This is a genomic window from Sphingomonas yabuuchiae (genome assembly GCF_014199595.1).
Classification (GTDB): domain Bacteria; phylum Pseudomonadota; class Alphaproteobacteria; order Sphingomonadales; family Sphingomonadaceae; genus Sphingomonas; species Sphingomonas yabuuchiae.
In genome coordinates, this window is record NZ_JACHNX010000007.1 from 104,276 (window position 1) to 130,880 (window position 26,605).

Annotated in this window: 26 protein-coding genes and 1 tRNA gene; 12 read left to right on the top strand and 15 right to left on the bottom strand. The window is 66.6% G+C overall.

Going from position 1 to position 26,605, the window contains the following annotated elements; all coding sequences use genetic code 11:
* Nucleotides 1-382: 382 nt before the first annotated feature.
* From GGQ89_RS10580 to GGQ89_RS10590, 3 genes are all read right to left on the bottom strand, one after another.
* Complete coding sequence (locus GGQ89_RS10580; protein WP_184105751.1) at nt 383-3,676, bottom strand: error-prone DNA polymerase; 3,294 nt, start codon at nt 3,674-3,676, stop codon at nt 383-385.
* Nucleotides 3,677-3,837: 161 nt separating this feature from the next.
* The gene (locus GGQ89_RS10585; RefSeq protein WP_338112305.1) at nt 3,838-5,391 is read right to left on the bottom strand and encodes a Y-family DNA polymerase; all 1,554 of its coding nucleotides are present in this window, start codon (nt 5,389-5,391) and stop codon (nt 3,838-3,840) included.
* Nucleotides 5,282-6,043 carry an ImuA family protein gene (locus tag GGQ89_RS10590; protein WP_184105752.1) on the bottom strand — a complete coding sequence of 254 codons (762 nt, stop codon included), beginning with the start codon at nt 6,041-6,043 and terminating at the stop codon, nt 5,282-5,284. Before GGQ89_RS10590 ends, GGQ89_RS10585 begins: the two co-directional genes overlap by 110 nt.
* A gap of 131 nt (nt 6,044-6,174) precedes the next feature.
* Between GGQ89_RS10590 and GGQ89_RS10595 the strand changes: the two genes are divergently transcribed.
* Nucleotides 6,175-6,249: transfer RNA gene (locus tag GGQ89_RS10595), tRNA-Gly, on the top strand.
* Between the two features lie 97 nt (nt 6,250-6,346).
* Here the strand turns inward: GGQ89_RS10595 and GGQ89_RS10600 are convergent.
* Nucleotides 6,347-6,760 (bottom strand): VOC family protein, encoded by a 414-nt coding sequence (locus GGQ89_RS10600; protein WP_184105753.1) that lies wholly within the window; start codon nt 6,758-6,760, stop codon nt 6,347-6,349.
* Between the two features lie 104 nt (nt 6,761-6,864).
* Here GGQ89_RS10600 and GGQ89_RS10605 point away from each other — a divergent pair, with 104 nt between their 5' ends.
* The gene (locus GGQ89_RS10605) at nt 6,865-7,347 is read left to right on the top strand and encodes a GNAT family N-acetyltransferase (protein ID WP_184105816.1); all 483 of its coding nucleotides are present in this window, start codon (nt 6,865-6,867) and stop codon (nt 7,345-7,347) included.
* On the opposite strand, the gene GGQ89_RS10610 is transcribed toward GGQ89_RS10605, so the two are convergent.
* A complete protein-coding gene (locus tag GGQ89_RS10610) occupies nt 7,348-8,097 on the bottom strand; it encodes an SDR family NAD(P)-dependent oxidoreductase (protein WP_184105754.1) in 750 nt (249 codons plus the stop codon).
* 221 nt (nt 8,098-8,318) lie between these two features.
* On the opposite strand from GGQ89_RS10610, the gene GGQ89_RS10615 reads away from it, so the two are divergent.
* The 7 genes from GGQ89_RS10615 to ribA all read left to right on the top strand — a co-directional run bounded on the left by GGQ89_RS10615 (nt 8,319) and on the right by ribA (nt 14,151).
* Entirely contained in the window at nt 8,319-8,522 is a 204-nt protein-coding gene (locus tag GGQ89_RS10615) for a hypothetical protein (RefSeq protein WP_056438767.1), read from the top strand.
* Nucleotides 8,523-8,601: 79 nt separating this feature from the next.
* Entirely contained in the window at nt 8,602-9,270 is a 669-nt protein-coding gene (locus GGQ89_RS10620; RefSeq protein WP_184105755.1) for a DsbA family oxidoreductase, read from the top strand.
* A gap of 22 nt (nt 9,271-9,292) precedes the next feature.
* Nucleotides 9,293-9,754, top strand: a complete 462-nt coding sequence (gene msrB / locus GGQ89_RS10625; protein WP_184105756.1) for a peptide-methionine (R)-S-oxide reductase MsrB — start codon at nt 9,293-9,295, stop codon at nt 9,752-9,754.
* A gap of 233 nt (nt 9,755-9,987) precedes the next feature.
* Nucleotides 9,988-11,355, top strand: coding sequence for a carbohydrate porin (locus GGQ89_RS10630; RefSeq protein WP_244955778.1), 1,368 nt, complete (start codon nt 9,988-9,990; stop codon nt 11,353-11,355).
* Nucleotides 11,356-11,422: 67 nt separating this feature from the next.
* Entirely contained in the window at nt 11,423-12,055 is a 633-nt protein-coding gene (locus tag GGQ89_RS10635; RefSeq protein ID WP_380773340.1) for a LolA family protein, read from the top strand.
* 267 nt (nt 12,056-12,322) lie between these two features.
* Nucleotides 12,323-13,105 (top strand): exodeoxyribonuclease III, encoded by a 783-nt coding sequence (locus GGQ89_RS10640; RefSeq protein WP_184105758.1) that lies wholly within the window; start codon nt 12,323-12,325, stop codon nt 13,103-13,105.
* Nucleotides 13,102-14,151, top strand: a complete 1,050-nt coding sequence (gene ribA, locus GGQ89_RS10645) for a GTP cyclohydrolase II (RefSeq protein ID WP_184105759.1) — start codon at nt 13,102-13,104, stop codon at nt 14,149-14,151. The genes GGQ89_RS10640 and ribA overlap by 4 nt, the downstream gene beginning before the upstream one ends.
* A gap of 184 nt (nt 14,152-14,335) precedes the next feature.
* On the opposite strand, the gene holA is transcribed toward ribA, so the two are convergent.
* Genes holA through GGQ89_RS10665 form a run of 4 tightly spaced genes read right to left on the bottom strand, consistent with a single transcriptional unit; the run spans nt 14,336 to nt 18,841 of the window.
* Nucleotides 14,336-15,355: a DNA polymerase III subunit delta gene (holA, locus tag GGQ89_RS10650; RefSeq protein WP_184105760.1), complete on the bottom strand. Its 1,020-nt coding sequence runs from the start codon at nt 15,353-15,355 to the stop codon at nt 14,336-14,338.
* 13 nt (nt 15,356-15,368) lie between these two features.
* Entirely contained in the window at nt 15,369-15,896 is a 528-nt protein-coding gene (gene lptE, locus GGQ89_RS10655) for an LPS assembly lipoprotein LptE (RefSeq protein ID WP_056438786.1), read from the bottom strand.
* Nucleotides 15,893-18,394, bottom strand: a complete 2,502-nt coding sequence (gene leuS, locus GGQ89_RS10660; protein ID WP_184105761.1) for a leucine--tRNA ligase — start codon at nt 18,392-18,394, stop codon at nt 15,893-15,895. Before leuS ends, lptE begins: the two co-directional genes overlap by 4 nt.
* Before the next feature lie 12 nt (nt 18,395-18,406).
* A complete protein-coding gene (locus GGQ89_RS10665) occupies nt 18,407-18,841 on the bottom strand; it encodes a DUF3576 domain-containing protein (protein WP_056439008.1) in 435 nt (144 codons plus the stop codon).
* Nucleotides 18,842-19,089: 248 nt separating this feature from the next.
* Here GGQ89_RS10665 and GGQ89_RS10670 point away from each other — a divergent pair, with 248 nt between their 5' ends.
* The gene (locus GGQ89_RS10670) at nt 19,090-19,782 is read left to right on the top strand and encodes a hypothetical protein (protein ID WP_076717783.1); all 693 of its coding nucleotides are present in this window, start codon (nt 19,090-19,092) and stop codon (nt 19,780-19,782) included.
* A gap of 38 nt (nt 19,783-19,820) precedes the next feature.
* On the opposite strand, the gene GGQ89_RS10675 is transcribed toward GGQ89_RS10670, so the two are convergent.
* Nucleotides 19,821-20,300 carry a hypothetical protein gene (locus GGQ89_RS10675; protein WP_184105762.1) on the bottom strand — a complete coding sequence of 160 codons (480 nt, stop codon included), beginning with the start codon at nt 20,298-20,300 and terminating at the stop codon, nt 19,821-19,823.
* 22 nt (nt 20,301-20,322) lie between these two features.
* A complete protein-coding gene (locus GGQ89_RS10680) occupies nt 20,323-20,874 on the bottom strand; it encodes a thiamine phosphate synthase (RefSeq protein WP_240456424.1) in 552 nt (183 codons plus the stop codon).
* 22 nt (nt 20,875-20,896) lie between these two features.
* Here GGQ89_RS10680 and GGQ89_RS10685 point away from each other — a divergent pair, with 22 nt between their 5' ends.
* Both GGQ89_RS10685 and GGQ89_RS10690 read left to right on the top strand, forming a co-directional pair.
* Entirely contained in the window at nt 20,897-21,556 is a 660-nt protein-coding gene (locus GGQ89_RS10685; RefSeq protein WP_184105763.1) for a YggS family pyridoxal phosphate-dependent enzyme, read from the top strand.
* Nucleotides 21,553-22,221, top strand: a complete 669-nt coding sequence (locus GGQ89_RS10690) for an HAD family hydrolase (protein ID WP_184105764.1) — start codon at nt 21,553-21,555, stop codon at nt 22,219-22,221. The genes GGQ89_RS10685 and GGQ89_RS10690 overlap by 4 nt, the downstream gene beginning before the upstream one ends.
* A gap of 188 nt (nt 22,222-22,409) precedes the next feature.
* Here the strand turns inward: GGQ89_RS10690 and GGQ89_RS10695 are convergent, their stop codons facing one another.
* From GGQ89_RS10695 to mnmG, 4 genes are read right to left on the bottom strand one after another with little or no spacing between them, the layout of a single operon-like run.
* Nucleotides 22,410-23,336 carry a ParB/RepB/Spo0J family partition protein gene (locus GGQ89_RS10695; protein ID WP_184105765.1) on the bottom strand — a complete coding sequence of 309 codons (927 nt, stop codon included), beginning with the start codon at nt 23,334-23,336 and terminating at the stop codon, nt 22,410-22,412.
* Nucleotides 23,333-24,124 carry a ParA family protein gene (locus GGQ89_RS10700; RefSeq protein WP_056438807.1) on the bottom strand — a complete coding sequence of 264 codons (792 nt, stop codon included), beginning with the start codon at nt 24,122-24,124 and terminating at the stop codon, nt 23,333-23,335. The genes GGQ89_RS10695 and GGQ89_RS10700 overlap by 4 nt, the downstream gene beginning before the upstream one ends.
* Nucleotides 24,121-24,735: a 16S rRNA (guanine(527)-N(7))-methyltransferase RsmG gene (rsmG, locus tag GGQ89_RS10705; protein WP_184105766.1), complete on the bottom strand. Its 615-nt coding sequence runs from the start codon at nt 24,733-24,735 to the stop codon at nt 24,121-24,123. The genes GGQ89_RS10700 and rsmG overlap by 4 nt, the downstream gene beginning before the upstream one ends.
* Nucleotides 24,732-26,567, bottom strand: coding sequence for a tRNA uridine-5-carboxymethylaminomethyl(34) synthesis enzyme MnmG (gene mnmG / locus GGQ89_RS10710; RefSeq protein WP_184105767.1), 1,836 nt, complete (start codon nt 26,565-26,567; stop codon nt 24,732-24,734). Before mnmG ends, rsmG begins: the two co-directional genes overlap by 4 nt.
* Nucleotides 26,568-26,605 lie beyond the last annotated feature (38 nt).

Genomic DNA, 26,605 nt, shown 5'->3' on the forward strand with positions numbered 1-26,605 from the left:
TGAGAGTGTCGCTGTTCTGGGCCATGACGGTAAAATATGGCATGGCGGGGGGTAGGCACAAGCCCTTGGGGACAGCGTCGATCGTATAAATCGGCACTTTTGGGTGGGAATGTCCCACATCCTTCTTTCTTTGCAAAACAGGGCGAGCCTACCCTTCCCTCGCCCCTCTTTGAGGGGAGAGGGTTGCGCAGACTTGGTCTTTGCGGAAGCAAAGACTTAGTCGGAGCTGGGTGAGGGGTGAGCGCGCGGAACGCGCGCGCGAGCCGGAGACTCGCTCAACCCCTCACCCAAGCTGCGCTAGCCAGCACGCTGGCAAGCTCCGCTAACCCTCTCCCCTGTCCAGGGGAGAGGCGATGCAAAACAAGCCGAACCGCGATCGCACCTAATGAAAGTCGCGCGAGCGGGGCAACAGGCGGACATCGCGGGGATGGACCCCGCGTTGCGCCGGAGCTCCACGCGGATCGTGCGAGCGGGTGGCGGCGGCGGGCACGTCCTCCAGCCGGGTCAGCATCGCGCTGCGATCCTCGACCCCTGCGGTCATCAGGTGGATCACGCCCTCCTCGCTGCGCTGGACGACACCATGGATCAGCATCAGCCGCGAGGCCATCACCGCGCGCCGGTTCGCCTCGAAATCGCGCGCCCACATCAACGCGTTGACGATGCCCGTCTCGTCCTCGATCGTGACGAAGATCGCATTGCCCTTGCCCGGTCGCTGGCGGACCAACACCACCCCCGCCACCTTGGCCCGCCGCCCATCGGCCAGATGGCCCAGATCGGCGGCGGACAGGATGCCCTCGCCCGCCAGCTCGCGGCGCAGGAACGCCATGGGATGGCCTTTCAGCGACAGCCGCGTTGCGCGGTAATCGGCGCTGACCTGTTCGGACAGCGGCATGGGCGGCAGCGAGACATCGGGTTCGGCGGCCATTTCGGGGGCCTCCATCGCGGCGAACAGCGGCAATTGCGCCGACTTCATCCGCCGCGCCTCCCACTGCCCCTCGCGCCGTCCGCGGCTCAACGAGCGATAGGCGTCGGCCTGCGCCAGCAGGTCGAGCGCACGGCGCGGCAGCTGCGCCCGGATCGCGACCGACTCGATGGTCTCATAGGGGGCGTGATCCGCAATTCCCTTGCCCCACACCTCGCGAAAGGCATCGACCTGCCGAAAGCCCAGCCGCAGTGCGAAGGCTCCGTCCTCCCGCCGCTCCAGCCGATTGTCCCAGCCGCTGAAATTCACATCGACCGGTCGCACCTCGACCCCGCCATTCTCGCGCGCGTCGCGGACGAGCTGCGCGGGCGCGTAGAAGCCCATGGGCTGGGCGTTCAAAAGCGCACAGGTGAAGATCGCGGGCTGATGGCATTTCAGCCATGCCGAGACATAGACCAGCCGGGCGAAGGACAGCGCATGGCTTTCGGGAAAGCCATAGGAGCCGAACCCTTCGATCTGCTTGAAGCACCGCTCGGCGAATTCGGGCTCGTAACCGCGCGCGACCATGCCGCCGATCATCTTTTGCTGGAACCCGTCCATTCCCCCGACCTTGCGGAAGGTCGCCATGGCGCGGCGAAGCTGATTGGCCTCGTCGGGGGTGAATTTGGCGGCGGTGATGGCCAGTTTCATCGCCTGTTCCTGAAACAGCGGCACGCCGTACGTCTTGCCGAGCAGGGTGCGCAGTTCGTCCGCCGGACCATGATCGGGATGCGGCGAGGGATAGGTCACCGCCTCCTTTTGAGCCCGCCGCCGCAGATAGGGATGGACCATGTCGCCCTCGATCGGCCCCGGCCGGACGATCGCGACCTGCACGACCAGATCGTAGAATTCGCGAGGCTTCAGCCGGGGCAGCATGTTGATCTGCGCGCGGCTCTCCACCTGGAACACGCCGATGCTGTCGCCTTGTTGCAGCATCTTGTAGACGGCCGGGTCCTCATCCTGCGCCAGCGTGTCGAGGTCGGGACGGGCCAGGCCGTTCGCCTCCATCAGGTCGAACGCCTTGCGGATGCAGGCCAGCATGCCCAGCGCCAATATGTCGACCTTCATGATCTTCAGCTCGTCGATATCGTCCTTGTCCCATTCGATGAAGGTCCGCCCCTCCATCGCGCCGTTGTGGATCGGCACCGTCTCGTCGAGCCGCCCCTGAGTCAGCACGAAGCCGCCGACATGCTGCGACAAATGACGCGGCGCGCCCAGCAGCCGGTCGACCAGGGTGCGCAGGCGGGCGATCTCGGGATTGTCGGGGGAGAAACCGGTTTCGTGGAATCGCTTCTCCTCGAACTGTTTGGAAAAGCTGCCCCAGACGGTGCTGGTCAGCCTTTGCGTCACATCCTCGCTCAGCCCCAGCGCGCGACCGACCTCGCGCACCGTGCTGCGCGGGCGGTAATGGATGACGGTGGCGGCGATGGCGGCGCGGTGGCGGCCATAGCGGTCATAGATATACTGGATCACCTCCTCGCGCCGCTCATGCTCGAAATCGATGTCGATATCGGGCGGCTCGCGGCGTTCCTCCGATACGAAGCGCGAGAAGAGCAGGTCATATCGCACCGGATCGACCGAGGTGACGCCCAGGACCCAGCAGACCGCCGAATTGGCCGCCGATCCGCGCCCCTGGCAAAGAATGGGCGGCTCCACCGTCCGCGCGAAGCGGACGACGTCATGCACGGTCAGGAAATAATGTGCATATCCGCACCGGCGGATCAGCCCGAGTTCCTCGTCCAGCAAGGCGCGCAGCTTGACCGGAACGCCCCCCGGATAGCGCTTCGCGGCTTCGCGCCGGACCAGTTCCTCCAGCCAGTCCTGTGCGTCCCAGCCCTGCGGGATTGGCTCGTCGGGATATTGGTAGGAGATATGATTCAGACGGAAGGCGATCCGTTCCAGGATCGCCATGCTCTCCGCCACCGCTTCCGGCCGGTCGGCGAACAGGCGCGCCATCTCGACACCGGGTTTCAGATGCCGCTCCGCATTGGCCGCCAGCCGCCGCCCCCCGGTGCGGACGGTCAGCCCTTCGCGGATGCAGGTCAGTATATCCTGTACCGGACGGTCCGCAGGCGAAGCGGACAGTGCATCGGTGGTGGCGAGCAGGGGCACCCCCCGCGTCTCGGCCAGCGCGGCATGCGCCATCAGCCGCCGCCGGTCCGCCCCCGATCGCGGCATGGTCACGCCCAGCCACACCCGCCCCGGCGCCGCCGCCGCCAGCCGGTCGAGCGTCGGCGCCAGCCCCGGGTCCGCGCGCCTGGGGGGCAGCATCGCGTCCGTCATCGGCTCGCAGGGCCGCGCACTCGACTTGGGGAGCACGATCAACAGCAGATCCTCGGCATGGCGGATCAGGTCGCCCAGTCCCAGGATACAGCCGCCCTTGCGCGCCCGCTTATTGCCCGTCGTCAGCAACCGGGTCAGCCGCCCCCAGGCCGTCCGGTCGATCGGATAGGCGACGATATCCGGTGTGCCATCGGCAAAGCAGAGGCGCGCGCCGACGACCAGTTCGAAAGGCGGCATCCGGTCACCGAGCGTCTCGCGGATTTCCCGCAGCGCCCGGTAGGCCCGCACCACCCCCGCCACCGTGTTGCGGTCGGCAATGCCGATTCCGTCCAGCCCCAGCAAAATCGCCTGCTGAACCATCGCCTCCGCCGGGCTTGCGCCGTCGAGGAAGGAATAATGCGTCGCCGCGACCAGTTCGGCGAAGTCGGGCATTTACCCTTTTCCTCCCCTGCAAGGGGAGGTGGCAGTCCGAAGGACTGACGGAGGGGTGTCACCATCGGAGAGGATGGATGCCCTCGCAACCGGTGACACCCCTCCACCATGCTGCGCATGGTCCCCCTCCCCTTGCAGGGGAGAAATATCGGCCCGTCCCCTCACGCGAACAGCCCATGCACATACCAGCGCGGCCTCTCGGTTTCGGTGTAGAGCCCATGGCGGAAGATCCAGAAGCGCCGCCCGCGCACATCCTCGACCCGGTAATAGTCCCGTGTCGGCGGCGCCATGTCGGCGCGGCGCCACCATTCGCCCGCGATCCGCTCCGGCCCTTCCGCGCGCGCCACGTCGTGCATCTTGCGCCGCCAGCGAAACCGCGCCGGTGGGCCATCGGGCGTCTCGGCGGCGAGCGATTCGATCGGCTGGGGCGGGTCGAACAGGTGAATCGGCCGCAAGGGCGGCTCGCCCGGCTCTGGCTGGGTCCATTCGGTCTTGGGCGCGGGATCGGTTGCGGGCAGCAGCAATTCGGCCTGTTCGGGCATATGGCTGTCGCGGGGATGGATCCGCCGCACCCGCTCGCGCCCCAGCCGCGTGCCCAGCCGGTCGATCAGCGCCGCCACCGCCTCCGACTTGGCCTCGCCGCCCTCCAGCCGAAGCTGCACCGCGTCCAGCTTCTCGGCCAGCCCGACATCCAGCCGCATCAGGTCATATCCAAAACCGGGGTCGAGCGGATCGGCCAGCGCCTCGATCCGCTCGCGGAACAACCGCAGCAGCACGGCCGGATCGCGGGTCGGCTGCCCCGTCTCGACCCGCAGATGCTGCACCTCGCCATCCGAACGGAACAGCCGCGCGTCCCAGCGTCGCCCGCCCTCGTGCCGCTCCTCCAGCACGCGCGCCGCCTCTCCCGTCAGTTCCTCCAGCACGCCCAGCATATGCTCGGTCCGCGCCACCGGCTCGGCAAAGCGCCGCTCCACCCCGACCGGCGCGGCCACGACGCGCGGGGTCAGCGGGCTGTCCTCCTCGCCGGTCAACCGCCGCAGCGCCGTCGCCGCCTCCCGCCCGAAGCGGGCCGCGATCGTCGCCATCGGTCGCGCCAGCACGTCGCCGACCGACTTCAGCCCCGCCGCGATCAGCGCCGCGCCGGCATCCTCGTCCAGTTCCAGCGCCGCGACGGGCAGGCGACGGATCGCCCCCATCTCGTCGGGCGCCGGAGCGCCTGCATGCCGCGCCAGCGCGCGTGCCGCCTCGGGCGTATCGCCATAGGCCAGCCGCACGGTCAGTCCCCGCCGCGCCATCCGCGTCTCGATATCCTCGGCAAGGCCCCGCTCGCCGCCGAACAGATGATCCGCCCCGCCCGAATCGAGCACCAGCCCTTGCGGCGGATCGAGCGCCACCGCCGGGCTGTAGCGCCGCGCCCCCTCGGCCACCCGCTCCAGCCAGTCGGCATCGGCGGCGGGGTCGTGCGGAAAAATCTCGACCTCGGGCACCCGCGCACGCGCATCGGCCAGCGTCAGCCCGACCGACAGCCCCGCCGCTGCCGCCTGGGCGTTGAGCGCCGCCAGGCGAATCGCGCCGCCGACCGATTCGGCAAAGGCGATCGGCGCCTCATCCCGCGCCACGAACAGGTGCGGGCGCCGGGCCCGCAACCGCTCGATCGGCAACCAGGGGAAGACGAGCGCCAGATAGCGGCGCGGGGTCGAAGCTTTGCGTGTCACGGTTCCACTCCACGCGCCACCGGGCGCCCGCGGGCCCTCCCCTTCGGCGCAGCAATTCCAGATCATAGGCCGGTGCCCCCGGCGCCTCCGCCGCCAGCGCCCGCGAGGGGGCCGACGCGACCGACCAGCGGGTCGCCGCCGCGCTGGGCACGACCTGCCCCCCGACGCGCAGCACCAGCATCAACACGCCCGAAGCTTCGGCCGCCAGCATCAGCCGCCGCGACGCGGTCAGGTCCAGCCCGCGCATCGCCCCCCAGCCTTCTGCGATCACCGTGCCCAGCCCCGGACAGCGCGCGCCATCGGCGGCGGCGCGTAACAGCGCGGCATCATCGGCGACCACGACCACGACCAGATCGGCGGGGTCGAGTCCCATCGCGACCAGTCCCGGCCCATGGAGTCGCCCGCCCTGCCGCTCGGCCGCCTCGGTGCGCAGCCACAGGATCGGCCGCGCCCCCATCGTCAACGCACAGCCCAGCGCCAGCCCAGCACCGCTCGCCGCTTCGCCTTCCGAAAGCGCATGGATCTCATGGAGCTGCGCAACCGCCAGCCGAACCTCGAAGCCCCGTCCCGACTCCATCCCGCCATCATCGCCCGGCGCCACCAGAGCGGCGGCACGGCGCAGACGGTCGATCAGGGCAAAGGGCTCCTCCATATATGTTCTTGTAATGTTCTATGGCCGGAGTCGCCAGCCGTAAAAAAATTGAAAAAAGTGCTTGCCGGATTCGAAACCCACATCTAATAGCCCGCCTCACCCCAGCCGGTCAGCCGGTTCGGAACGCCAGAGCGGGCGTAGCTCAGGGGTAGAGCACAACCTTGCCAAGGTTGGGGTCGAGGGTTCGAATCCCTTCGCCCGCTCCAGCGATCTCTCGGATGAGATCGCCTTCGTCGCATAGCGACGGTTTTCATATGACATAACGATAAACGACGGCATGGATTGTTACCATTGCTGGTTACGTCAGAAGATTTTCACATTCTTCTCTGGATGCTGCCGATAATGGCGCAATCGTGATTCCATCGTTCCCACATGGATTTCGAGCTTGTGGCCGTCGGGATCGAGGAAATAGGTCGAACGCCCTTCGCTTCGGTCCTCTTTCCAGATGGCATACCCCGCCACCAATCGTGTGCTGAGCGTGGTGTAATCCTCTTCCGATACGCTGAAGGCGATATGACTATAATCGGCGTGTGGCCTACGGCATGCCTCGTCATCGCGAGACAGGCATAACCATAACGATCCCGCCTCCAGATACGCGCCATCCGCCCAGATCGCACGGACCGTGCAACCCAGCACATCCCGGTAAAATGCCACGGACCTTTCCAGATCGACGACGGCGAGCGTGATGTGATTCAGTCCGGTGATGCCTGCGGCCATGCTCTCGCGCCTTATTTGCGGAACCAGCATCGGAGGAGGCGCCGTGCCGATCAAGTCATTGTCCGTGGATGCCCATCATCGACGCCACGCGCTATCTGATCCCCATGCCGATTCGCCCCGCCACCTCCGCCGACGCCGATGCCATCGCCGCAATCATCCTGCCGGTGATCCGTGCGGGGGAGACCTATGCGCTCGATCCCGCGATGACCGAAGAGGCGGCGCTCGCTTACTGGTTCGGCGGCGACAAGACGGTCTTCGTGTTCGAAGAGGACGGCGCCGTCCTCGGCACCTATTATCTGCGCGCCAATCAGGCGGGCGGCGGGGATCATGTCGCCAATGCGGGCTATATGACCGGCTCCCCCGCGCGCGGGCGCGGGGTGGCGCGGGCGATGGCGTTGCATTCCTTCGACGAAGCCCGCGCGCGCGGCTTTGCCGCGATGCAGTTCAACTTCGTGGTCGCCAGCAACGAGGCTGCCGTGCATCTATGGACGGCGCTGGGCTTTGCGACGGTCGGGCGGGTGCCGGGGGCGTTCCGACACCCGCGCCTGGGGTCGGTCGATGCACTGGTGATGCACCGACCGCTGTGATTATCCGGCCCGCGCGACCTGGAAGCCCGCAAAGGACTGGCTGACCGGCATCAGCTCCAGCCGGTTGATGTTGAGGTGCGGCGGCAGTTCGGCGACCCAGAGCAAAGTGGCGGCGATATCCTCCGCCGTCATCGGGTCGGAACCCGCATAGAGCGCGTCCGACGCCGCCTGGTCGCCGCCGGTGCGGATGGTGGTGAACTCGGTCTCGACCATGCCCGGCTCGATCGAGGTGACGCGCACCCCCTTGCCGTGCAGGTCCGCGCGCAGGTTCAGCGAGAATTGCTTCACGAACGCCTTGGTGCCGCCATAAACGTTGCCGCCGGTATAGGGATAGTTCGCCGCCACCGAGGACAGGTTGATGATCGCCCCGCGCCGTTCGATCAGCCGGGGCAGCAGCCGATGGGTGATGGTGATCAGCCCGTCGATATTGGTCGCTATCATAGTGCGCCACTGGGCCAGATCGCTGTCCTGGGCGGGCTTGGTGCCGAGCGCGAGGCCCGCATTGTTGATGAGCAGGCCGATCTCGGCGAATTCCGGCGGCAGGCCGCCCAGCGCGGCGTCGAGCGCTTCCTCGTCGGTGATGTCGAAGGCCAGCGGACGAAAGGCCGCACCCAGCTCGTCGGCCAGCGCCTGGAGCCGGTCCGCGCGGCGGCCCGTGCCGATCACCCGCCATCCGGCCGCGACAAAGGCACGCGCGGTGCCCGCACCGATTCCGGCGGTCGCCCCCGTCACCAGAACTGTCTTCGTCATCCGTCCAACTCCCTCTCAAGCGGTTTGCCTGCTGGTATCCGGCGGGGCCGGGCACCTGCTGGTATCCGGCGGGGCCGGACATGGCAAAGCGTACGCGGTGCACAAGGCGGCAAGACCGGCCTCTGTTCCCGCTCCTTATCCAAGCACCCGAAATACCGGGCTTTTCCCGGATGGCCGGGATATCTGGATGGCGGCATGATCGGCCCCGGGAGAAGACAGGCATGGACTATCGACCAGGCCAGCCGCGACGAATCGCCAGTGACCGTTCGCGCGGCCCCTTCCCCCGTGCACAGGGCGGACAGTGCGATTTCCGGCCCGCGCTGACCGGCGCAGCGACCGAGGCGGATGGCGCCATGACGGTTCGCGCCATCTATCCTTGCCCGGAAGACGAGGCGGTGGACGGCTGGGTCCGGGTCCGCTGGTAGCGTCACGGTTGCGGGGGCCGGATCGCCCTCCCACATAAGCGGGGCGGCCGCCTTGGGGTCGCATCAGCCAGGACTCCTCATGCCCCGCCGCCTTCGTATCGATTTCGTCTCCGACATTTCCTGCCCCTGGTGCATTATCGGGCTGCGCGGGCTGGAGATCGCGCTGGAGCGACTGAAGGACGAGTGGGGCGATACGGTCGAGGCGGATATCCATTTCCAGCCCTTCGAGCTGAACCCCGCCATGGCGCCCGAGGGCGAGAATATCGTCGAGCATATCGGCCGCAAATATGGCGCGACGCCCGAACAATCGGCCGCCAACCGCGCCAATATCCGCGAGCGGGCGGCCTCGGTCGGCTTCACCATGGCGATGGCCGATGATGCGCGCATCTATAACAGCTTCGACGCGCACCGGCTGCTCCACTGGGCGGAGATGGAGGGGCGGCAGGCGGCGCTGAAGCACGCGCTGTTCGACAGCTATTTCACGCGTGGCGAGGATATCTCGAGCTACGACGTGCTGATCGCCGCCGTGAGCCGCGCCGGTCTGGATGTCGGGGAAGCAGCCGCGATCCTGTCGTCCGACCGCTACGCGACCGAGGTGCGCGAGGCGGAGCGGCTGTGGCAGGGACGCGGCATCCAGTCGGTGCCCGCCATCGTGATCGACAACCGCTATCTCATTTCGGGCGGACAGCCGCCCGAATCCTTCGAGCAGGCGCTGCGCCAGATCGCCGCCGAACCTGCTGCTGCCTGATTTTACGGAAAGGACAGTCCCTATGGCCGATACCCGTTATGCCAAGACCGAGGAAGCGCTCGCGAAGCTGACCCCCGAACAATATTATGTGACGCAAGAGAGCGGCACCGAGCGCCCCGGCACCGGCGAATATCTCCACACCCGCGAGCCGGGTCTGTATGTCGACATCGTCTCGGGCGAGCCGCTGTTCGCCTCGGCCGACAAGTTCGATTCGCATTGCGGCTGGCCCAGCTTCACCCGGCCGATCGAGCCCGCCCATGTCAACGAGCTGCGCGACACCACGCACGGCATGATCCGTACCGAGGTCCGCTCGGCACATGGCGACAGCCATCTGGGCCATGTCTTCCCCGACGGCCCGCGCGATCGGGGCGGCCTGCGCTATTGCATTAACTCCGCCTCGCTGCGCTTCGTGCCGCTGGGGGATATGGAGGCGCAGGGATATGGCGATTATGTCGACCAGGTCCGCGCCGCCGAGCAGGGCTAAAATTCCTCCCCTGCAAGGGGAGGGGTGTCACCGCTAGCGAGGTTCGTGCACCTCACCGACCGGGACACCCCTCCGTCGGTCCTGCGGACTGCCACCTCCCCTTTCAGGGGAGGAATCCGCATTGACGTTTACGGCACCTTTTGCCCGTCCGATCGTTTGGCCTTCGCAACGATAAGGTTCGGGAAACAGGGGCAATGTTGGCGACGATGATCTGGGGTTGGGCTCCGCTGTTGATGGCGGCACCGATGGCGCCCCAGCAGACCACCGATCCCGTCCCCACCTCCGCGCGCATCACCCCCGATGCCGCAGCGGGCGATACGCAGCGCACGCCGACCCGCCGCCGCCCGGTCCGCCCCTCCGACAGTGCGCCCTCGGCGATCACCGCCGACACGAGGCGCACGCCGCCGCCGGGGATCATCGGCGACTGGCACGACATCCGCACCCGCCTGAACGAGCGCGGCATCACCGTCACCGCGCGTTACGCCTCGGAAAGCGCCGCCAACGTCACCGGCGGGCGCAAGACACTGTTCCGCGAGACGGGCCAGTTCGACGCGGGCGCGCTGTTTGACCTGGAAAAGGTGATGGGGCTGAAGGGCGGGGCGTTCCAGGCCACCCTCACCTATCGCCGGGGCCGTAACCTGAGCGACGATGCGAATCTCGGCACGCTGCAACAGGTGCAGGAGGTCTATGGACGCGGCCAGACGCTGCGCCTGACGCAATTCTGGTATGAACAGCGGATCGGCGAGCGGTTCGAGCTGAAGCTGGGCCGCACCAATCCGGGCGAAGATTTCGCGATCTTTTCCTGTCACTTCATGAACTTGAGTTTCTGCGGCGCGCAACCGGGCAATCTGGTCGGCGACTATTGGCAGAACTGGCCGGTCAGCCAATGGGGCGCGCGGCTGCGCTACGAACCGCGCGACGACCTGTATGTCCAGGGCGCGGTCTATGAGATCAATCCGCGCAACCTCGACAATGATTTCTTCATCGGCCACTTCAAGGGCGCGACCGGCGTGCTGGTCCCCGCCGAAATCGGCTGGATCCGCAATGCCAGTGCCGGGCGGATCGGGTCGTACAAGCTGGGCGGCTGGATCGCGACGGCCGATGCGCCGGACGTGTTCCTCGACGTGAACCGCAGACCCGTGGCGATCACCGGCCTGGCCCCGCTGGAACGCAGCAGCCGCTACGGCGTGTACGTCAACATCCAGCAGCAGCTGACCGGCAAGACCAAGGACGGCAAGGCGGAAAACGGCCTCAGCGTCTTCCTGAACGCTACCCAGGCCGACCGCGCGACCAGCGTAACCGACAATCAGGTCGCGGCCGGGCTGTTCTACAAGGGGCTGGTCCCCGCGGTGCCGGGCGACGTGCTGGGCTTCGGCGTGGCGCGGACCCATGTGAACGGGCGCGTCGCGGATGGACAGCGGCTCGATCCCACCCGACCCGCCGTGCAGGGCTCCGAATATGCCGCCGAAGTCTATTACAGCATCCACCCGGCGGAGTGGCTGGAGATGCGGCCGAACGTCCAGTTCGTCCACCATCCCGGCGGCTATGCGCAGGCGGATGACGTCACCATATTGGGGCTGAAGGCCGCCTTCACCCTGTAACGCCCCTGATTCACGACCCGTTCAATAGGCGGCGCGCAAGGACAGGCGTGCCCAAAGGAGTGATTTGATGATCCGTTCGATGATGGCGTCCGCCCTGCTGGCGCCGACCGCCATGGCGATGATCGCCGCCCCCGTGCCCGCCTTGGCGCAGGCCAATGGCGATCTGGCGGCGGTGCAGCGTCACCTGCAATCGGTGCAGACGATGACCGCCGACTTCACCCAGACCGACCGCGCGGGCAAGGTGCTGACCGGCACGCTGACCATGAAGAAGCCGGGCAAGATTCGGTTTCAATATGAAAAGGGCGTGCCCCTGTTGATCGTCGCCGATGGCGGCGCGCTGACCTTCATCGATTATTCGGTCAAGCAGGTGCAGCGCTGGCCGATCAAGAACTCGCCGCTGGGCGTGCTGCTCGACCCCAGCCGCGACATCGGCCGTTATGCCAAGGTCGTGCCCAGCGCCGACCCGCGCCTGCTCTCGGTCGAGGCGAACGATCCCAAGCATCCCGAATATGGCAAGATCACTTTGGTCTTCGCCCGCGATGCCGCCGCGCCGGGCGGGCTGATGATGCAGGGCTGGGTCGCGCTCGACAGCCAGAACAACCGCACGACGATTCGCCTGTCCAACCAGCGTTTCGGCGTGCCGGTGGACGACAAGGCGTTCCGATTTAACGATCCCCGGAGGACGGCGGCGCGTAACTGAACGCCGGCGGACCGTTTCATTCATCCGGGCGACAGGTTCGCCGCCCTATCAAGGCGTTGCGGTTGAGGGGCCTTCGAGATTCCCCCCTGTTGCTCGGACGGGCACCCTCATCCCGCCTGCGTGACGAACGCTAGGTCGGCCCTCGCTCCATGCCCCCGGAGCGGGGGCCTTTCCGTTTCTGAACTCCCATTATTCCTCCCCTGCAAGGGGAGGAATGCGGGGCAGGTAATCTTGTCTCACTCCCCTGCCCCCGCTACATCGCATCCCGTGAAAATCGCCTCCTGGAACATCAATTCGGTGCGTTTCCGCGCCGCGATCGTCGAGCAATTCCTGAAGGAAGCCGCGCCCGATGTGCTGTGTCTTCAGGAGACGAAGGTCGTCGATGACGACTTCCCCTTCGAGCTGTTCCGCTCGCTCGGCTATGATCACATCATCATCCACGGCCAGCGGATGCACCACGGCGTTGCGATCGTCGCGCGCGTGCCCATCGCCGAGGACGACCGCCTCGACTGGCAGGCCAATGCCGAGGCGCGGCATGTCGGCATCCGCCTGCCGAACGGCGTGCGGCTGGAGAATGTCTATATCCCGGCGGGCGGCGACGTGCCCGACCGTGAGGTGAATCCGAAATTCGGCCAGAAGCTCGATTTCCTCGGTCGTATGATCGAATGGTCGGGCAAGCTCGACTGCCCGACGATCCTGACCGGCGACTTCAATATCGCCCCGCTCGAATCGGACGTGTGGAGCCATAAGCAATTGCTCGACGTGGTCAGCCATACCCCCATCGAGGTGGAGACGCTGGCGAGGTTGCAGGCGTCGAACGACTGGGTCGATCTGGGCCGTCACTTCATCCCCGCGCCGCAGCGGCTCTATACCTGGTGGAGCTACCGCGCGAAGGACTGGGCGGCGTCGGATCGCGGGCGGCGGCTCGACCATATGTGGGCGACGCGCGACGTGGCGGACAAGGCGGTGGCGCATCAGGTGTTTGAGCCGTGCCGCAGCTGGCTGAAACCCTCCGACCATATCCCGATCATGACGGAATTCGATTTTTGAGCGCCGATCCCAAAGCGGCGGCCCGCGCGATCGATGCGCTGCGCCGCGGCTGGCCGATCGCGATTGCGGGCCAGCCGCTGCTGGCGGTCGAGACGGCCGATCCGCTGCGCCTCGCGGCCTTCGATCCGGAGGACCAGGCGCCCGTCCTGATCTCGGCGGGCCGCGCGGCGACGTTGAAGCTGACCAACCAGCTGGACGCGGCCGATCCCGACGCCGCCGTGCTGGTCGAGCGTGCGCCCTGGGTCGACTTCGCCGCCGCGACCGCCCTGGCCGATCCGCAATTTGATCTGGCGACCCCGCTGAAAGGCCCGTTCCGCGCGCTCCCCCTTCCCGACCCGGCGGTCGCGGCGGCGGCGATCCGGTTCGCGCGGATTGCCGGGATGCTGCCCGCCTTCTTCGTCGGCGGTACCGGTGTCGAGGCGGAGATTTCGCTCGCCGACATCGCCGCGCATGAAAATGCCGAGGCGCTCGCTATCGCCACCCGCGCCCGCTTGCCCGTGGCGGGAGCAGAGGATGCCGAGATCGTCGCCTTCCGCTCGCCCCATGCCGCGGGCGAGCATGTCGCGTTGCTGATCGGCCAGCCCAACGGCCAGCCGCCGCTCGTCCGACTGCACAGCGAATGCCTGACCGGCGATGTGCTGGGCAGCCTGAAATGCGATTGCGGGCCGCAGCTTCATGCCGCGATCCATGCCATTGCGACATCGGGCTGGGGCATATTGCTCTATCTGCGGCAGGAGGGGCGCGGGATAGGGCTGGTCAACAAATTGCGCGCCTATCAGCTTCAAGATCAGGGCTTCGACACGGTCGACGCCAACACGCGTCTAGGCTTCGCGATCGATGCGCGGGACTTCGGCGTGGCGGCGCGGATGCTGACCCTGATGGGGCAGGACAAGGTGCGGCTGTTGACCAACAATCCGGCCAAGGTTGCGGGACTGGGAGCCGCAGGGGTGCAGGTGATCGAGCGGGTCGCGCACAGCCTGCCGCCCAATCCGCATAACGAACGCTATCTCGCGACCAAGCGCGATCGGACGGGACACCAGCTTTAAGGAGCGCGTCGCGCTCTTTCAGAAGAATGGTTCGCGCGGAGGCGCGGAGGCGCGGAGATGAATCGCTCGCGGTTAAGTGAAACTGCTTTCACTGCGGTTGCGATGAGAGGGCCGCTGTCGCGGCAAGCCAGACACCTCTGCGTTCTCCGCGCCCCCGCGCGAACATCATATCTTCTTCTAAACCTTACCCCCGCCGCGCGATCCCTTGGGCGATGATCGTCGCCTCCGCCTCGGCCAGCACCGATCCGGCATTGCCCGGCGCCATTACCGCGCGTTCGGCCGCCCGGATTCGCGCCATCGCGCGGGCCAGCATCGCGGGGGTCCAGCGACGCAGCGCACGCGCGGTCTTCGCCTCGTCGCGGAAGAAGACGCGGTGGCGCTTCATCACCGCGTCGACCGGCTCGCCCGCATCGACATCGGCCCGCATCTCGGCCAGCGCGACCAGCCGCCGGGCCAGCGCACGCAACCAGGGAATGGGCGAGGCCCCGCCCTCATCGAGCAGCGCCAGTTCGCCGCCCAGATCGCCCACGCGTCCCTCGACCACCGCCTCAACCGCATCACCCATCTCGACCTCGCCCAGATCGGCGCCGATCGCATCCATCGCGGCGTGATCGACCTCGCGCGGGCGATCGGGCGCGGCATCGAGATAAAGCGCCAGCTTCTCCAACTCGCGCATCATCACCGACCGGTCGGCGGCCGCCGCTTCGACCAGCCGCGTCGGCACCCCCGCCGCCAGCCGCAAGCCCATCTCGCCCCCGATCGTCGTCGCCAGTCGCTCCGCATCGGCAGCGGTGGGCGCATAGCAGCCGAACGCCATCGCGCGCGGCGAGTCGAGCGCCAGTTTCACGATCTTGGCGGTCGTCTTGACCGTGGGAGCGATGGCGACGACCGGATTGCCCGCCGACTCGGCCTCCAGCAGCGCGGTAAACGCCGCCAGCCCTTCCTCGCCGACGCTGGCGATACGGATATGGCGCGGGCCGCCGAACAGCGACATGGCCGCCGCTTCGTCGGTCAGGCGGGCGGGATCGCTTTTCAGCGTGGCGGAATCCAGGTCGATCCGCTCGGCATCCTGCCCCATCGCCTTGGCAAGGATCCGCGCCAGTTCGCCCGCCCCCGCCTCGTCGGGGCCATGGAGCAGGTAAAGGCGGATATCGGCGGAAGGACGCCCCAGCGCCTGTCGGATCTGGTTGGCGTTCGCCTTCACGACCGATGCGCTTTCACGGGCGGGCGGGTACCATCGCCTCGCCGGGCCGCGACCGGGCATAGGTGGCCAGCCGCGCGACGATCTCGTCCGCAACGATCACCGACAGCCGCTCCAGCGCAGTGTTTTCCGCCGCGATGGTCGCATATTCGGAGCGGACCACATCGATCCCGGCATCCGATCCGGCAGTGGAATCGACCAGGACCGCGTTGCTCGTCTGATCGACCAGCTGATAGCGCGCGCGCAGGATACGCCGTTCACGCACTACCGAGTCGTCGCGCCGCACGCCAAGCCCACGAATCTGGTCGTCCAGCTTCACGTCCAGCCGGTAACGCGCGGTCCCCGTCTTGCCGCCCAGCCGGTCGTTCAGCGCATTGGCCATCAGCCAGCCCGCCTTCCCCTGAATCGGCGCGACCTCGATCTGCGACAGGGCATTCGCGACCGGACCGGAACCGCCGCCCGCATAGAGCGGATGCAGCCCACAGCCCGACAGACCCAGCGTCAGCGCCAGACCGGCAGCGATCAGGGGAAACGTGCGGTTCATGCGACGATGTTCACCAGACGGTCGGGCACCACGATCACCTTTTTCGGGGTCGCGCCATCGAGCGCGCGGACGATCTTCTCGGACGCCAGCGCGGTGGCCTCCAACTGATCCTTGGGCAACCCCTTGGCGACGGTCAGCGTGTCGCGCAGCTTGCCGTTGACCTGCACCGCGACGGTGACTTCGTCCTCGACCAGCAGGCTCTCGTCGACCGACGGCCAGGCGGCGTCGGCGATCAGGCCATCCTGCCCCATGCCCGCCCAGGCTTCCTCGGCCATGTGCGGGACCATCGGCGCGACCAGCAGCATGGTGGTGCGGATCGCATCGTTGCGGGCCGCCGACGGCTTGGCCTTTTCGATGGCGTTGACCAGCTCGTACAGCTTGGCGACCGCCTTGTTGAAGGCCAGCGCCTCGATATCCGCCGCGACGCCTGCGATGGTCTGGTGCAGCTTGCGCGAGAGCGCCTTGTCCTCGCCCTCGGCCACTTCCGAACCGTCGAACAGACGCCACAGACGCTGGACGAAACGCCACGAACCCTCGATGCCCGATTCCGACCAGGGCAGGTCGCGCTCGGGCGGGCTGTCGGACAGCATGAACCAGCGTACCGCGTCCGCGCCGTACTGATCCACGATCGGCTCGGGATCGACAGTGTTCTTCTTGGACTTGGACATCTTCTCGACGCGGCCGACCGTGATCGGCTGGCCGGTCGCGATCTCGATGCCGTCGCGAATCTCGCCGGGTGCGAGCCAGCGGCCGTCCGAGGACTTGTAGCTCTCGTGCGTGACCATGCCTTGGGTGAACAGGCCCGCAAAGGGCTCCGCCACGTCGATCAGGCCGATATGCTTCAAGGCGCGGGTCCAGAAGCGAGCATAGAGCAGGTGCAGGATCGCATGCTCGACGCCGCCGATATATTGCCCGACCGGCAGCCACTGCTTCACCACCTCGGGGTCGAACGGGCGATCCTTGGGCTGGCTGGCGAAGCGGATGAAATACCAGGACGAATCGACGAAGGTGTCGAGCGTGTCGGTTTCGCGCCGGGCGGGCTTGCCGCAGGTTGGGCAGTCGACATGCTTCCACGTCGCATGGCGATCGAGCGGATTGCCGGGGACGTCGAAAGTCACATCCTCGGGCAGCGTCACCGGCAACTGGTCCTTCGGCACCGGCACCGCGCCGCAATCCTCGCAATGGATGATCGGGATCGGCGTGCCCCAGTAACGCTGGCGGCTGACGCCCCAGTCGCGCAGGCGGTACACGGTTTGGCCCTGGCCCCAGCCTTCGCCCTCGGCACGGGCGATGACGGCGGCCTTGGCGGCCTCGACATCCATGCCATCAAGCGGACCGGAGTTCACCAGACGTCCGGTGCCGGTAAAGGCGGTGTCGCCCTCGAACACCGGCGCGGTGACATCGCCATCGGCGACGACGCGCGTGACACTCAGGCCGTATTTCCGTGCGAAGTCCAGGTCACGCTGGTCATGCGCGGGCACGCCCATGACGGCGCCCGTGCCGTAATCCATCAGCACGAAGTTCGCGATATAGACGGGCAAGGTGATGCCGTCGTCCATCGGATGCTGCATCCGATAGCCTGTGTCGAAGCCCAGCTTTTCCTGGGTTTCCAGCTCGGCCGCGGTCGTGCCGCCCGCTTTGCAACGCTCGATGAAAGCGGCTGCCTCCGCGTTCGTCTCGGCCAGTTCGCGCGCGATCGGGTGATCCGCCGCGATCGCGACGAAGCTCGCCCCGAAGATGGTGTCGGGACGGGTCGAATAGACCTCGATCGGCGTCGCGAAGGGCGCGACGGGGGCGAAGCGGAACTGGAGCCCCTTGCTGCGGCCGATCCAGTTCTCCTGCATCAGCTTCACCTTGTCGGGCCAATGCTCAAGCGTCGTCAGACCCTCCAGCAGCTCGTCGGCGAAGTCGGTGATCTTCAGGAACCACTGGTTCAGCTTGCGCTTCTCGACCAGCGCGCCCGAGCGCCAGCCGCGCCCGTCGATCACCTGCTCATTGGCCAGCACGGTCATGTCGACCGGGTCCCAGTTGACCGCCGATTCCTTGCGATAGACCAGGCCGCCTGCGTACAGGTCGAGGAACAGCGCCTGCTCATGCCCGTAATAATCAGGCTCGCAGGTCGCGATCTCACGCGTCCAGTCGAGCGCGAAGCCCAGCCGCTTCAGCTGCGCCTTCATCGTCGCGATATTGTCGCGGGTCCAGCCGCCCGGATGGACGCCCTTTTCCATCGCGGCATTCTCGGCGGGCATGCCGAACGCGTCCCAGCCCATCGGGTGGAGCACCTCATGCCCGATCATTCGGCGATAGCGCGCCAGCACGTCGCCCATCGTATAGTTGCGGACATGCCCCATATGGATGCGCCCCGACGGATAGGGAAACATCTCAAGGACATAGGACCGGGGCTTGGGGCTGTGGTCGTCGGCGGCGAAGGTGCGCCGTTCTTCCCAGATCCGCTGCCAGGTCGAATCCGATTTCAGGGCATTGTAACGCGAGGCCATTCGGGTCGTCTTTTACTTCGTGATCGAGGCGCGGCGCAGGTCGCGCGCCTTGGTGAGGATGATGTCTTCCAGCTTCTGGATGGTGGCCGCCTGCACCGGCGCCTCCACCCACTGGCCGCCGCGATTGACTTCACGCAGGGCGGTCACGCGCAGCGCATCGGCGCGCAGATCCTGGTCGAGGATGGTGACGGTGACCTTCATCCGCTCGGTCGGGACCTGCGGATTGACGTACCAGTCGGTGACGATGACGCCGCCGTTGGAGTCGGTCTCGGCCAGCGGCATAAAGCTCAGCGTGTCGAGGCTGGCACGCCACAGATAGGAATTGACGCCGATCGTGGTGATCTTCGACGCGGCCAGATCGCCCTGTGGGCGTTCCTTCTTGCCGGCACAGGCGCCGAGCGACAAAGCGGCGATTACCGCGAACGCGGTGGCGGAACGGCGAAGCATCGGCATTATCCTGACTGCGATGAAGGACGGGAATAAGGGTTGCCTATAGCCTCTACAGGGGTGCCGACACCCCGGCAAGCGCCGGACATCATGGACGATGCGACCGATTCTGTGGAGGTTGCGCAACACTCGGACAAGATTCGCGATCATGGGCGTAACAATGGGATCGCTCACGACCGATTCCATGTTAGGAGCAATCTTGCAAAAGGGTCTCATAAAAGGGGTGGACCGTGTCGTTCGGGCGTATCGTGATCGGAATCGCAATCGGGGCGCTCGCCGCCACGACCGCGATGGTCGCGCCCGCTATCGGTGCGGTCGACCAGAATAAGCACCCGGTCAAGCCACGGGGATTCAGCCTGCTCGGCCGTGGCGGTTTTACCCCGTCCGCCGCAGACCCCCGGCTTGCCGCCATCTTCGCCAAGAGTGGACTCGATGCGGGTGACCTGCGCTTCACCCCGGCGGAGAGCCAGCGCGGCGTCAACCGCCCCGTGACCGTCGCGGTGCGCGCGCAGAGCAGCCGCACCAACGAGGAACGCGTCGCCGCCAACACCGCGCCGACTGTCGGCCTGGCCCCGATCTCCTATAATCTGGGCGTGTCAGTCGGCTGGAAGCGTGTCGCGCTGTCGGGCGATATCGCGCGTGTCGATCTGGCCGGGCTGCCGGGCAGCCGCGAGAGCGCCGATGTGGCGGTCAGCTATACCGCGAGTCGCTTCACTGGCCGCGTAAAGGCCTCGACCGACCGCCCGATCGACGGCGCACCGAAGATGATCGACATGCCGTCCAGCTATTCGCTCGACATGGGCGGGTCCTATTCGCTGACCCGCAATCTCGATGTGACGGCGGGTGTGCGCTATCGCTCGGATCGTGAGCGTCTGGCCCGGATCGACGACGATCGCCGCAACAGCCAGGCAGTCTATCTGGGAACGGCCTTCCGCTTCTGATTCCTGCTGTTGACCGCGGACTCGGCATGGATTTCCCGTCAGTCTGATTTGACGTCGATCACGGTTACCCCCGCTGGCTCTTGCCCCTTCAAACGTCGGGTAGGCGCGACGCTGGGATTGGTCGGATAGCTTTTCCCATCGAAGCGCAAACGCACGCGATAGCCGGGCAGGATGCCACCGCCGCTGACCAGCACGCTCAGATCATGCCAACCCTTCGTACCACTGTTCAGAACGCGGATGGGCGGACGCGTGATGCTGATATCGGATATAGCGTGATAACCGGTCGGCGTCAGTGTCAGGATCGTCAGATCGCACCCACCCGAGCCACATAAGCTGACGTCCTGGCCATCCTCGCGTGCTTGCCTAGCATAGACCAACGCCTCGGGTCGGCCGTCCCCGTTCAGATCATGGAGCGCATAATCATACCGGGTGAGTTTCTGGTCGCGGACATAGGCGGCCAGCCCAGCAGGAATCGGCGTCGGCTCGGCCAAGGCGGCCAGAACCAGCAAAACCACCATGACGTTTCTCCTCGCTCGACCATCATCGCGTGTCTGCACGACCGTTTAATGACGAGCACATGGGATGGGACGAACTCCAGGCATCGATCGCGGCCCAGCCCTGAAACACCCCGCGCAACCGGCGGAAGCGCTGCGCATTCATCCCGCCCAATGCGATTCGCGGCAGGCCTAGCCCGCGTCCGATTCGCATGGCTCTTGCCAAGCCCAGTGCCGGAGCGCCCGGATGCGAACGCGTGGGAAAGACCGGCGAGACGAACAAAAGGTCGGACCCGGCCTTCCATCCCGCCACCGCTTCCGCCCGATGATGCGCGGGCCAGCTTCGCAGCCCCCTGCCCCGCCTTGCCTTATGCACACCATCGCCGGGCAAACCGCCTCCCGCGATCAGCAGAACCAGCCCCCGCGCTTTGGCGATTCGCCGGACCCGGCGGTGAATGGCACGCCGCTCGGCCGGGGGCGTCGCGTGGTGACGGAACACCACCCCCGATCCGGGCGGCAGCCTGCGCAACGCGGCCCAAAGCCCCTCCCCCAGCCGCTCGTCGGTCATCAGCCATGTCACGGGGTATCGGTCGGCCATCGGGGGCATTATAGCGCCGGGCATGACCGACGACAGCGTTTCCCGCCTTGCCACCGTCTCCGCCCAGCTTCAGCACGCCGCGAAGCTCGGACAGCACGCGACCCCGACCCTGATCGCGGTGTCGAAGACGCATGATGCCGACACGATCCGCCCGCTGCTGGAGGCCGGACACCGCGTCTTCGGCGAAAACCGGGTGCAGGAGGCCGCCGCCAAATGGCCCGACCTTCGCGCGGCCTATCCGGGCGTCGCGCTTCACCTGATCGGCCAGCTTCAATCGAACAAGGCGGCCGATGCGGTCGCGTTGTTCGATGTGATCCACACGGTCGACCGCCCCTCGCTGATCGCTGCGCTGGCCGAGGCGATGGACAAGAGCGGAAAGCGGCCCGACTGTTTCCTTCAGGTCAATATCGGCGACGAGGACCAGAAGGGCGGCTGTGCCATCGCCGAGACCCCTGCGATGCTGGAGGCGGCCCGCAGCGCTGGCCTTCCCATCATCGGCCTGATGGCGATCCCGCCGCACGGGCTGGACGCCGCCCCCTATTTCGCCTTGCTCGCCAAGATGGCGCGCGAACTGGGGCTGGCGAAGCTCAGCATGGGCATGTCCGAGGATTATGAGGTCGCCGCGATGCTCGGTGCCAGCCATGTCCGCATCGGCAGCGCCTTGTTCGGAGCGCGCGCATGAGCCGCTTTGCCGCCCTTTTGTTCGATTTCGACGGTGTCTTGATCGACAGCGAATATGAAGGCAATCGCCACCTCGCCGAATGGCTGACCGCCAACGGCCACCCGCATTCTCCACAGGAAGCGATGCACCATTATATGGGGCTGGCGGGCAAGGACTTCATCGCGACGATCGAGGGGCGTATCGGCCACACCCTGCCCGAGAGTTTCTACGAAGCACGCCGGGCCGAGGATGTTCGCGCCATGGCCGAGGGCGTGGCGGCGATCGGTGGCGCGGTGGCGTTCGTGAAGTCGCTCCCCGCCGATTTTCCCAAGGCGATCGTCTCATCCAGCCCGACCGTCTGGATCGACCAGCATCTGCGCCATATCGGCCTGCGCGACCTGTTCGGCGAGCATATCTATAGCGGCCGCGAGCATGTCACGCGCGGCAAGCCCGCCCCCGACCTCTATCTCCATGCGGCCGAGCGGCTGGGCGTCCGGATCGAGGATTGCGCGATCCTGGAGGACTCCCCCGTCGGCGCGACTGGTGCGGTGGCGAGCGGCGGGCATGTCATCGGCATGTGCATGGGCACGCATTGCGCCATCGGCCATGACCAGAGACTGCGCGACATCGGCGTCGCCGCGATCGCTCAGGATTATGAGGACGTCCGCCACGAATTGGGGTTCTGAGGCCGATAGCCCTCAAACCTACCTCCGTTCAGCCGGAGCGAAGTCGAAGGCCATGGGAATAAACCTTGTCGCATAGCACCGCATGTGCGCTTCGACTTCGCTGAGCGTGAACGGAAGGGGGAATAAAGCCCCCCTCAAAAATCAAAGGAAAATTGCGCCGGTCCTAAAAGGATGCTGGCGTATCCCTTTCAAATACCCTCACCTGTCAGGCGCTGGCATACCATGTCCAGCTGATCGAGCGTCGAATAGCTGAGGGTCAGCGTACCCCCCTTCTCGCCATGCGCGATACGCACCGACAGGCCGAGCAGATCGGCAAGCTGTCCTTCCAGGGCGGCAATATCGGCATCCGCCGCGTCCTGCCCCGGCGGCAGTTTGGCGGCGCCCTTCTCGCCCTCGTCCGATCCCTTGCGACCGCCGCCCTTGGCTTCGCGGGTCAGCTTCTCGGTCTCACGAACGCTCAGGCCGCGCGCGATGACTTGATCGGCCAGCGCCTCGACCTCGTTCGCGCCCAGCAGCGCACGGGCATGGCCCATCGACAGCGCGCCGCTGACCACCTGCCCCTGCACCGTATCGGGCAGTTCGAGCAGGCGCAGCAGATTGGCGACATGGCTGCGCGACTTGTGGACGATCTTGGCGAGCGCTTCTTGGGTATGACCGAACTCGCCCGCCAGCCGCTGATAGGCCTGCGCTTCTTCGATGGCGTTCAGGTCCTGCCGCTGGATATTTTCGATCAGCGCGACTTCGAGCGTCTGGGCATCGTCGAAGTCCCGGACGACGACCGGCACCTCGTGCAACCGCGCGCGCTGGGCCGCACGCCAACGGCGTTCGCCCGCGACGATCTGATAGTCCTTGCCGTGCGGGCGCACGACGATCGGCTGGATCAGTCCGCGCGCCGCGATCGAGGCGGCGAGTTCGTCCAGCGCGGCTTCCTCGAAATGGCGGCGCGGCTGATCGGGATGCGGCTGCAACGAGCCGACAGGCAGCATCCGCACGCCCCCCGGCGTCGGCTGATCGCCCGGCCGGATCGGCGCTTCACGCGCGATATCGCCGAGCAGCGCGCCGAGACCGCGACCCAGACCGGGACGCGGACGCTTTGCCGTGGTTTCGCTGCTCATGCCGCCGCGGCTCCCGGCTGGTGGCCGAGCGGCAGGCGCGCGATCAGTTCGCGGGCCAACGCGATATAGGCCTGACTGCCGACGCAGCGATGGTCATAGATCAACGCGGGCAGGCCATGGCTGGGCGCCTCCGACAGCCGGACGTTGCGCGGAATCACCGTATCGAACACTACACCCCCCAAAACGGCGCGCACATCGGCAGACACCTGGTCGGTCAGCCGGTTGCGCCGGTCATACATCGTCAAGGCCACGCCCAGGATCGCGAGCCCCGGATTAAACCGCGCGCGTATCCGTTCGACCGTGGTCAGCAGCTGCGACAGCCCCTCCAGCGCAAAGAACTCGCATTGCAGCGGCACGAACAGCGAATCGGACGCCACCATGGCGTTGATCGTCAACAGTCCCAGCGAGGGCGGGCAATCGACCAGCACGATGTCCCAGTTGCCCTGCGTCCGCCGCAGCGCATGGTCCAGCCGATGCGTGCGATTCTCGAAATCGACCAGCTCCAGCTCGGCGCCTGACAGGTCGACCGTGGCAGGTACGACGTCCAGACGCGGCACCTGGCTATGCACCACCGCATCGTCGATCCGCGCCTCACCCAGCAGTACGTGATAGCTGGAGAACATCCGCTGGCTGTTGGGAATACCCAGCCCCGTCGAGGCATTACCCTGTGGATCGAGATCGATCAGCAGGACGTTCAGCCCCGTAGCCGCCAGCGCGGTGGCAAGATTGATGGCGCTGGTGGTCTTGCCCACCCCACCCTTCTGGTTCGCGATGGCAACGCAGATCATCGGGCCTCTACTCGGTCGAGGATCACGATCGACGATTCCGCCGAGGTGATACTATGTTCCACGTGAAACACGAAGCGCCATTGCCGCTTAAGGGTCTTGATTTCGCGCTCGTCCAGGCGGCCGCGCGGGAGCAGCCACCGCGTTTCCTGTTTGCCGCAGTGGGCGGCTGCGCGCAAAAGATTTTCGACTGTCGCCACCGCGCGAGCAGAAATAATGTCGGCCCGAAGCGGTACTGTTTCGATCTTCGAAGCATGGACCGTCACCCGGTCCCCCATGCCCAGCCCGTCGACGCATTCCTGTAGGAACTCCGCCCGCTTCTTGCGCGGCTCGACCAGTGCGACCCGCCCAGGCCAGGTGATAGCGACGATCATGCCGGGAAAGCCGCCGCCCGTACCGATATCGATCCACTGGCCATCAGCCCGATCGGCCAGAGGAATCAGCTGTGCCGAGTCGACCGCATGGCGACTCCAGATCGTGCCGATGGTCGAAGGCGAGATGAGGTTCTGCTGGTCGTTTTCTACAACCACACGGTCGAGGAACCAGTCGATCCGCGCCGCTGCATCCTCCCCGAACCGCTGCACCGCCCAGTCGCGGGCCTGATCCTCGTTCATGCGGCGACCTTTCGAGCGTAGAGAAGCACTGCCGACAGGGCAGCAGGCGTGATGCCGCGAATACGCGATGCCGCCGCCAAGGTGGCGGGGCGTGCGAGACTGAGCCGGTCGATCATCTCCTGCGACAGGCCGGGGATGGCGGCATAGTCGAGCGCAGGTGACAACCGGATTTGCTCATCCGCACGGAGCCGCGCGACTTCTTCCGCCTGTCGTTCGACATAAGGCGCGTAACGCGCGTCCTCCAGTGTTTCGGCCACCACCGCCGGATCGCAACCCTCCGCTGCGTCGGGCGCAACATGCGCCAGCGTCACACCGTCGAAACGCAGCCATTCATAAGCCGTCCGCCGCGCGCCATCCTGCGCGATCGCGGCACCGCTGCGCGACAGATCGGACGCGGTACGCACCACGGACAACCGCTCGCGCAACGTGGCCTGCTGTTCCTGCCGCCGCCGCCGATGGCCCAGCCGCTGCTCCGAGAGGCACCCGGCCGCTTCGGCGATGTCGCCCAACCGTGTCTCGGCATTGTCCGCCCGCAACGACAGACGATACTCGGCGCGCGCGGTCAGCATGCGATAGGGTTCGGTCACGCCCTGCAACACCAGATCGTCGATCATCACGCCAAGATAGCTCGATGCCCGGTCGAGGATGACAGGCCGCAGATCACAGGCATGGGCCGCGGCGTTCAGCCCGGCGATCAGTCCCTGCCCCGCCGCTTCCTCATAGCCGGTCGTGCCGTTGATCTGACCGGCGCAGAATACCCCCGCCAGAGCACCGAGTGCCAGCCGCGCATCAAGGGCACGCGGATCGATATGATCATACTCGACGGCATAGCCCGGCAGCGTGATCACCGCCCTCTCCAGCCCCGGCATGGAGGCGATCATCGCTTCCTGCACATCGGTCGGTAGCGAGGTCGACAGGCCGTTCGGATAGACCAAAGGATCGTCCAGCCCCTCCGGCTCCAGAAAGATCTGGTGGCTGTCGCGGTCGGCGAAGCGTTTGATCTTGTCCTCGATCGATGGGCAATAGCGCGGACCATTTGCCTCGATCGCGCCCGTGAACAGCGGCGAGCGGTGGAAGGCCGCCGCGATGATCGCGTGAGTCTGCTCGGTCGTCCGGGTGATCGCGCAGGCGATCTGTGGCAGCGGCCGAGCCGCCGTCATCGGCGACATGGTCCAGGGATCGGTATCTGAAGGCTGCTCGTCCAGCTTGGCCCAGTCGATGGTGCGGCCATCGAGACGCGGCGGCGTGCCGGTCTTCATCCGTGCCATCGGCAAGCCCAGCGCGCGCAACTGCTCGGCCATGCGAGTGGCAGCGCGCTCGCCGATGCGACCGCCCAGATGCCGCTCCTCGCCCCGAAACAGCCGTCCGCCCAGGAAGGTCCCGGTCGCCAGCACCACCGCACGGGCCGACAGGATCGTACCGTCGGCCAGCTGCACCCCCTCGACCCGATCGCCGTCGAGAACCAGAGCCTCGGCCTCACCCTCGACGATGGTCAAATTGGGTTGCGCTGCGAGCATCGCCTGGATTGCCCCGGCATAACGCCGTCGGTCCGCCTGTACCCGTGGCCCCTGGACTGCGGTGCCCTTGCTGCGGTTGAGCATGCGGTAATGGATCGCGCCCATATCCGCCGCGCGACCGATCAGCCCATCAAAGGCATCGACCTCGCGCACGATATGGCCCTTCCCCAATCCGCCGATAGCGGGATTGCAGGACATGGCGCCCAGGCCATGACGATCGAAGGACAAAAGGGCCGTCCGCGCACCCCGGCGCGCAGCCGCCGCAGCGGCCTCGGTTCCCGCGTGACCACCACCGATCACTACGACATCAAACATGCCCCCGCCCTACCGGAAGGACCGGGCAGCGTCAAAGC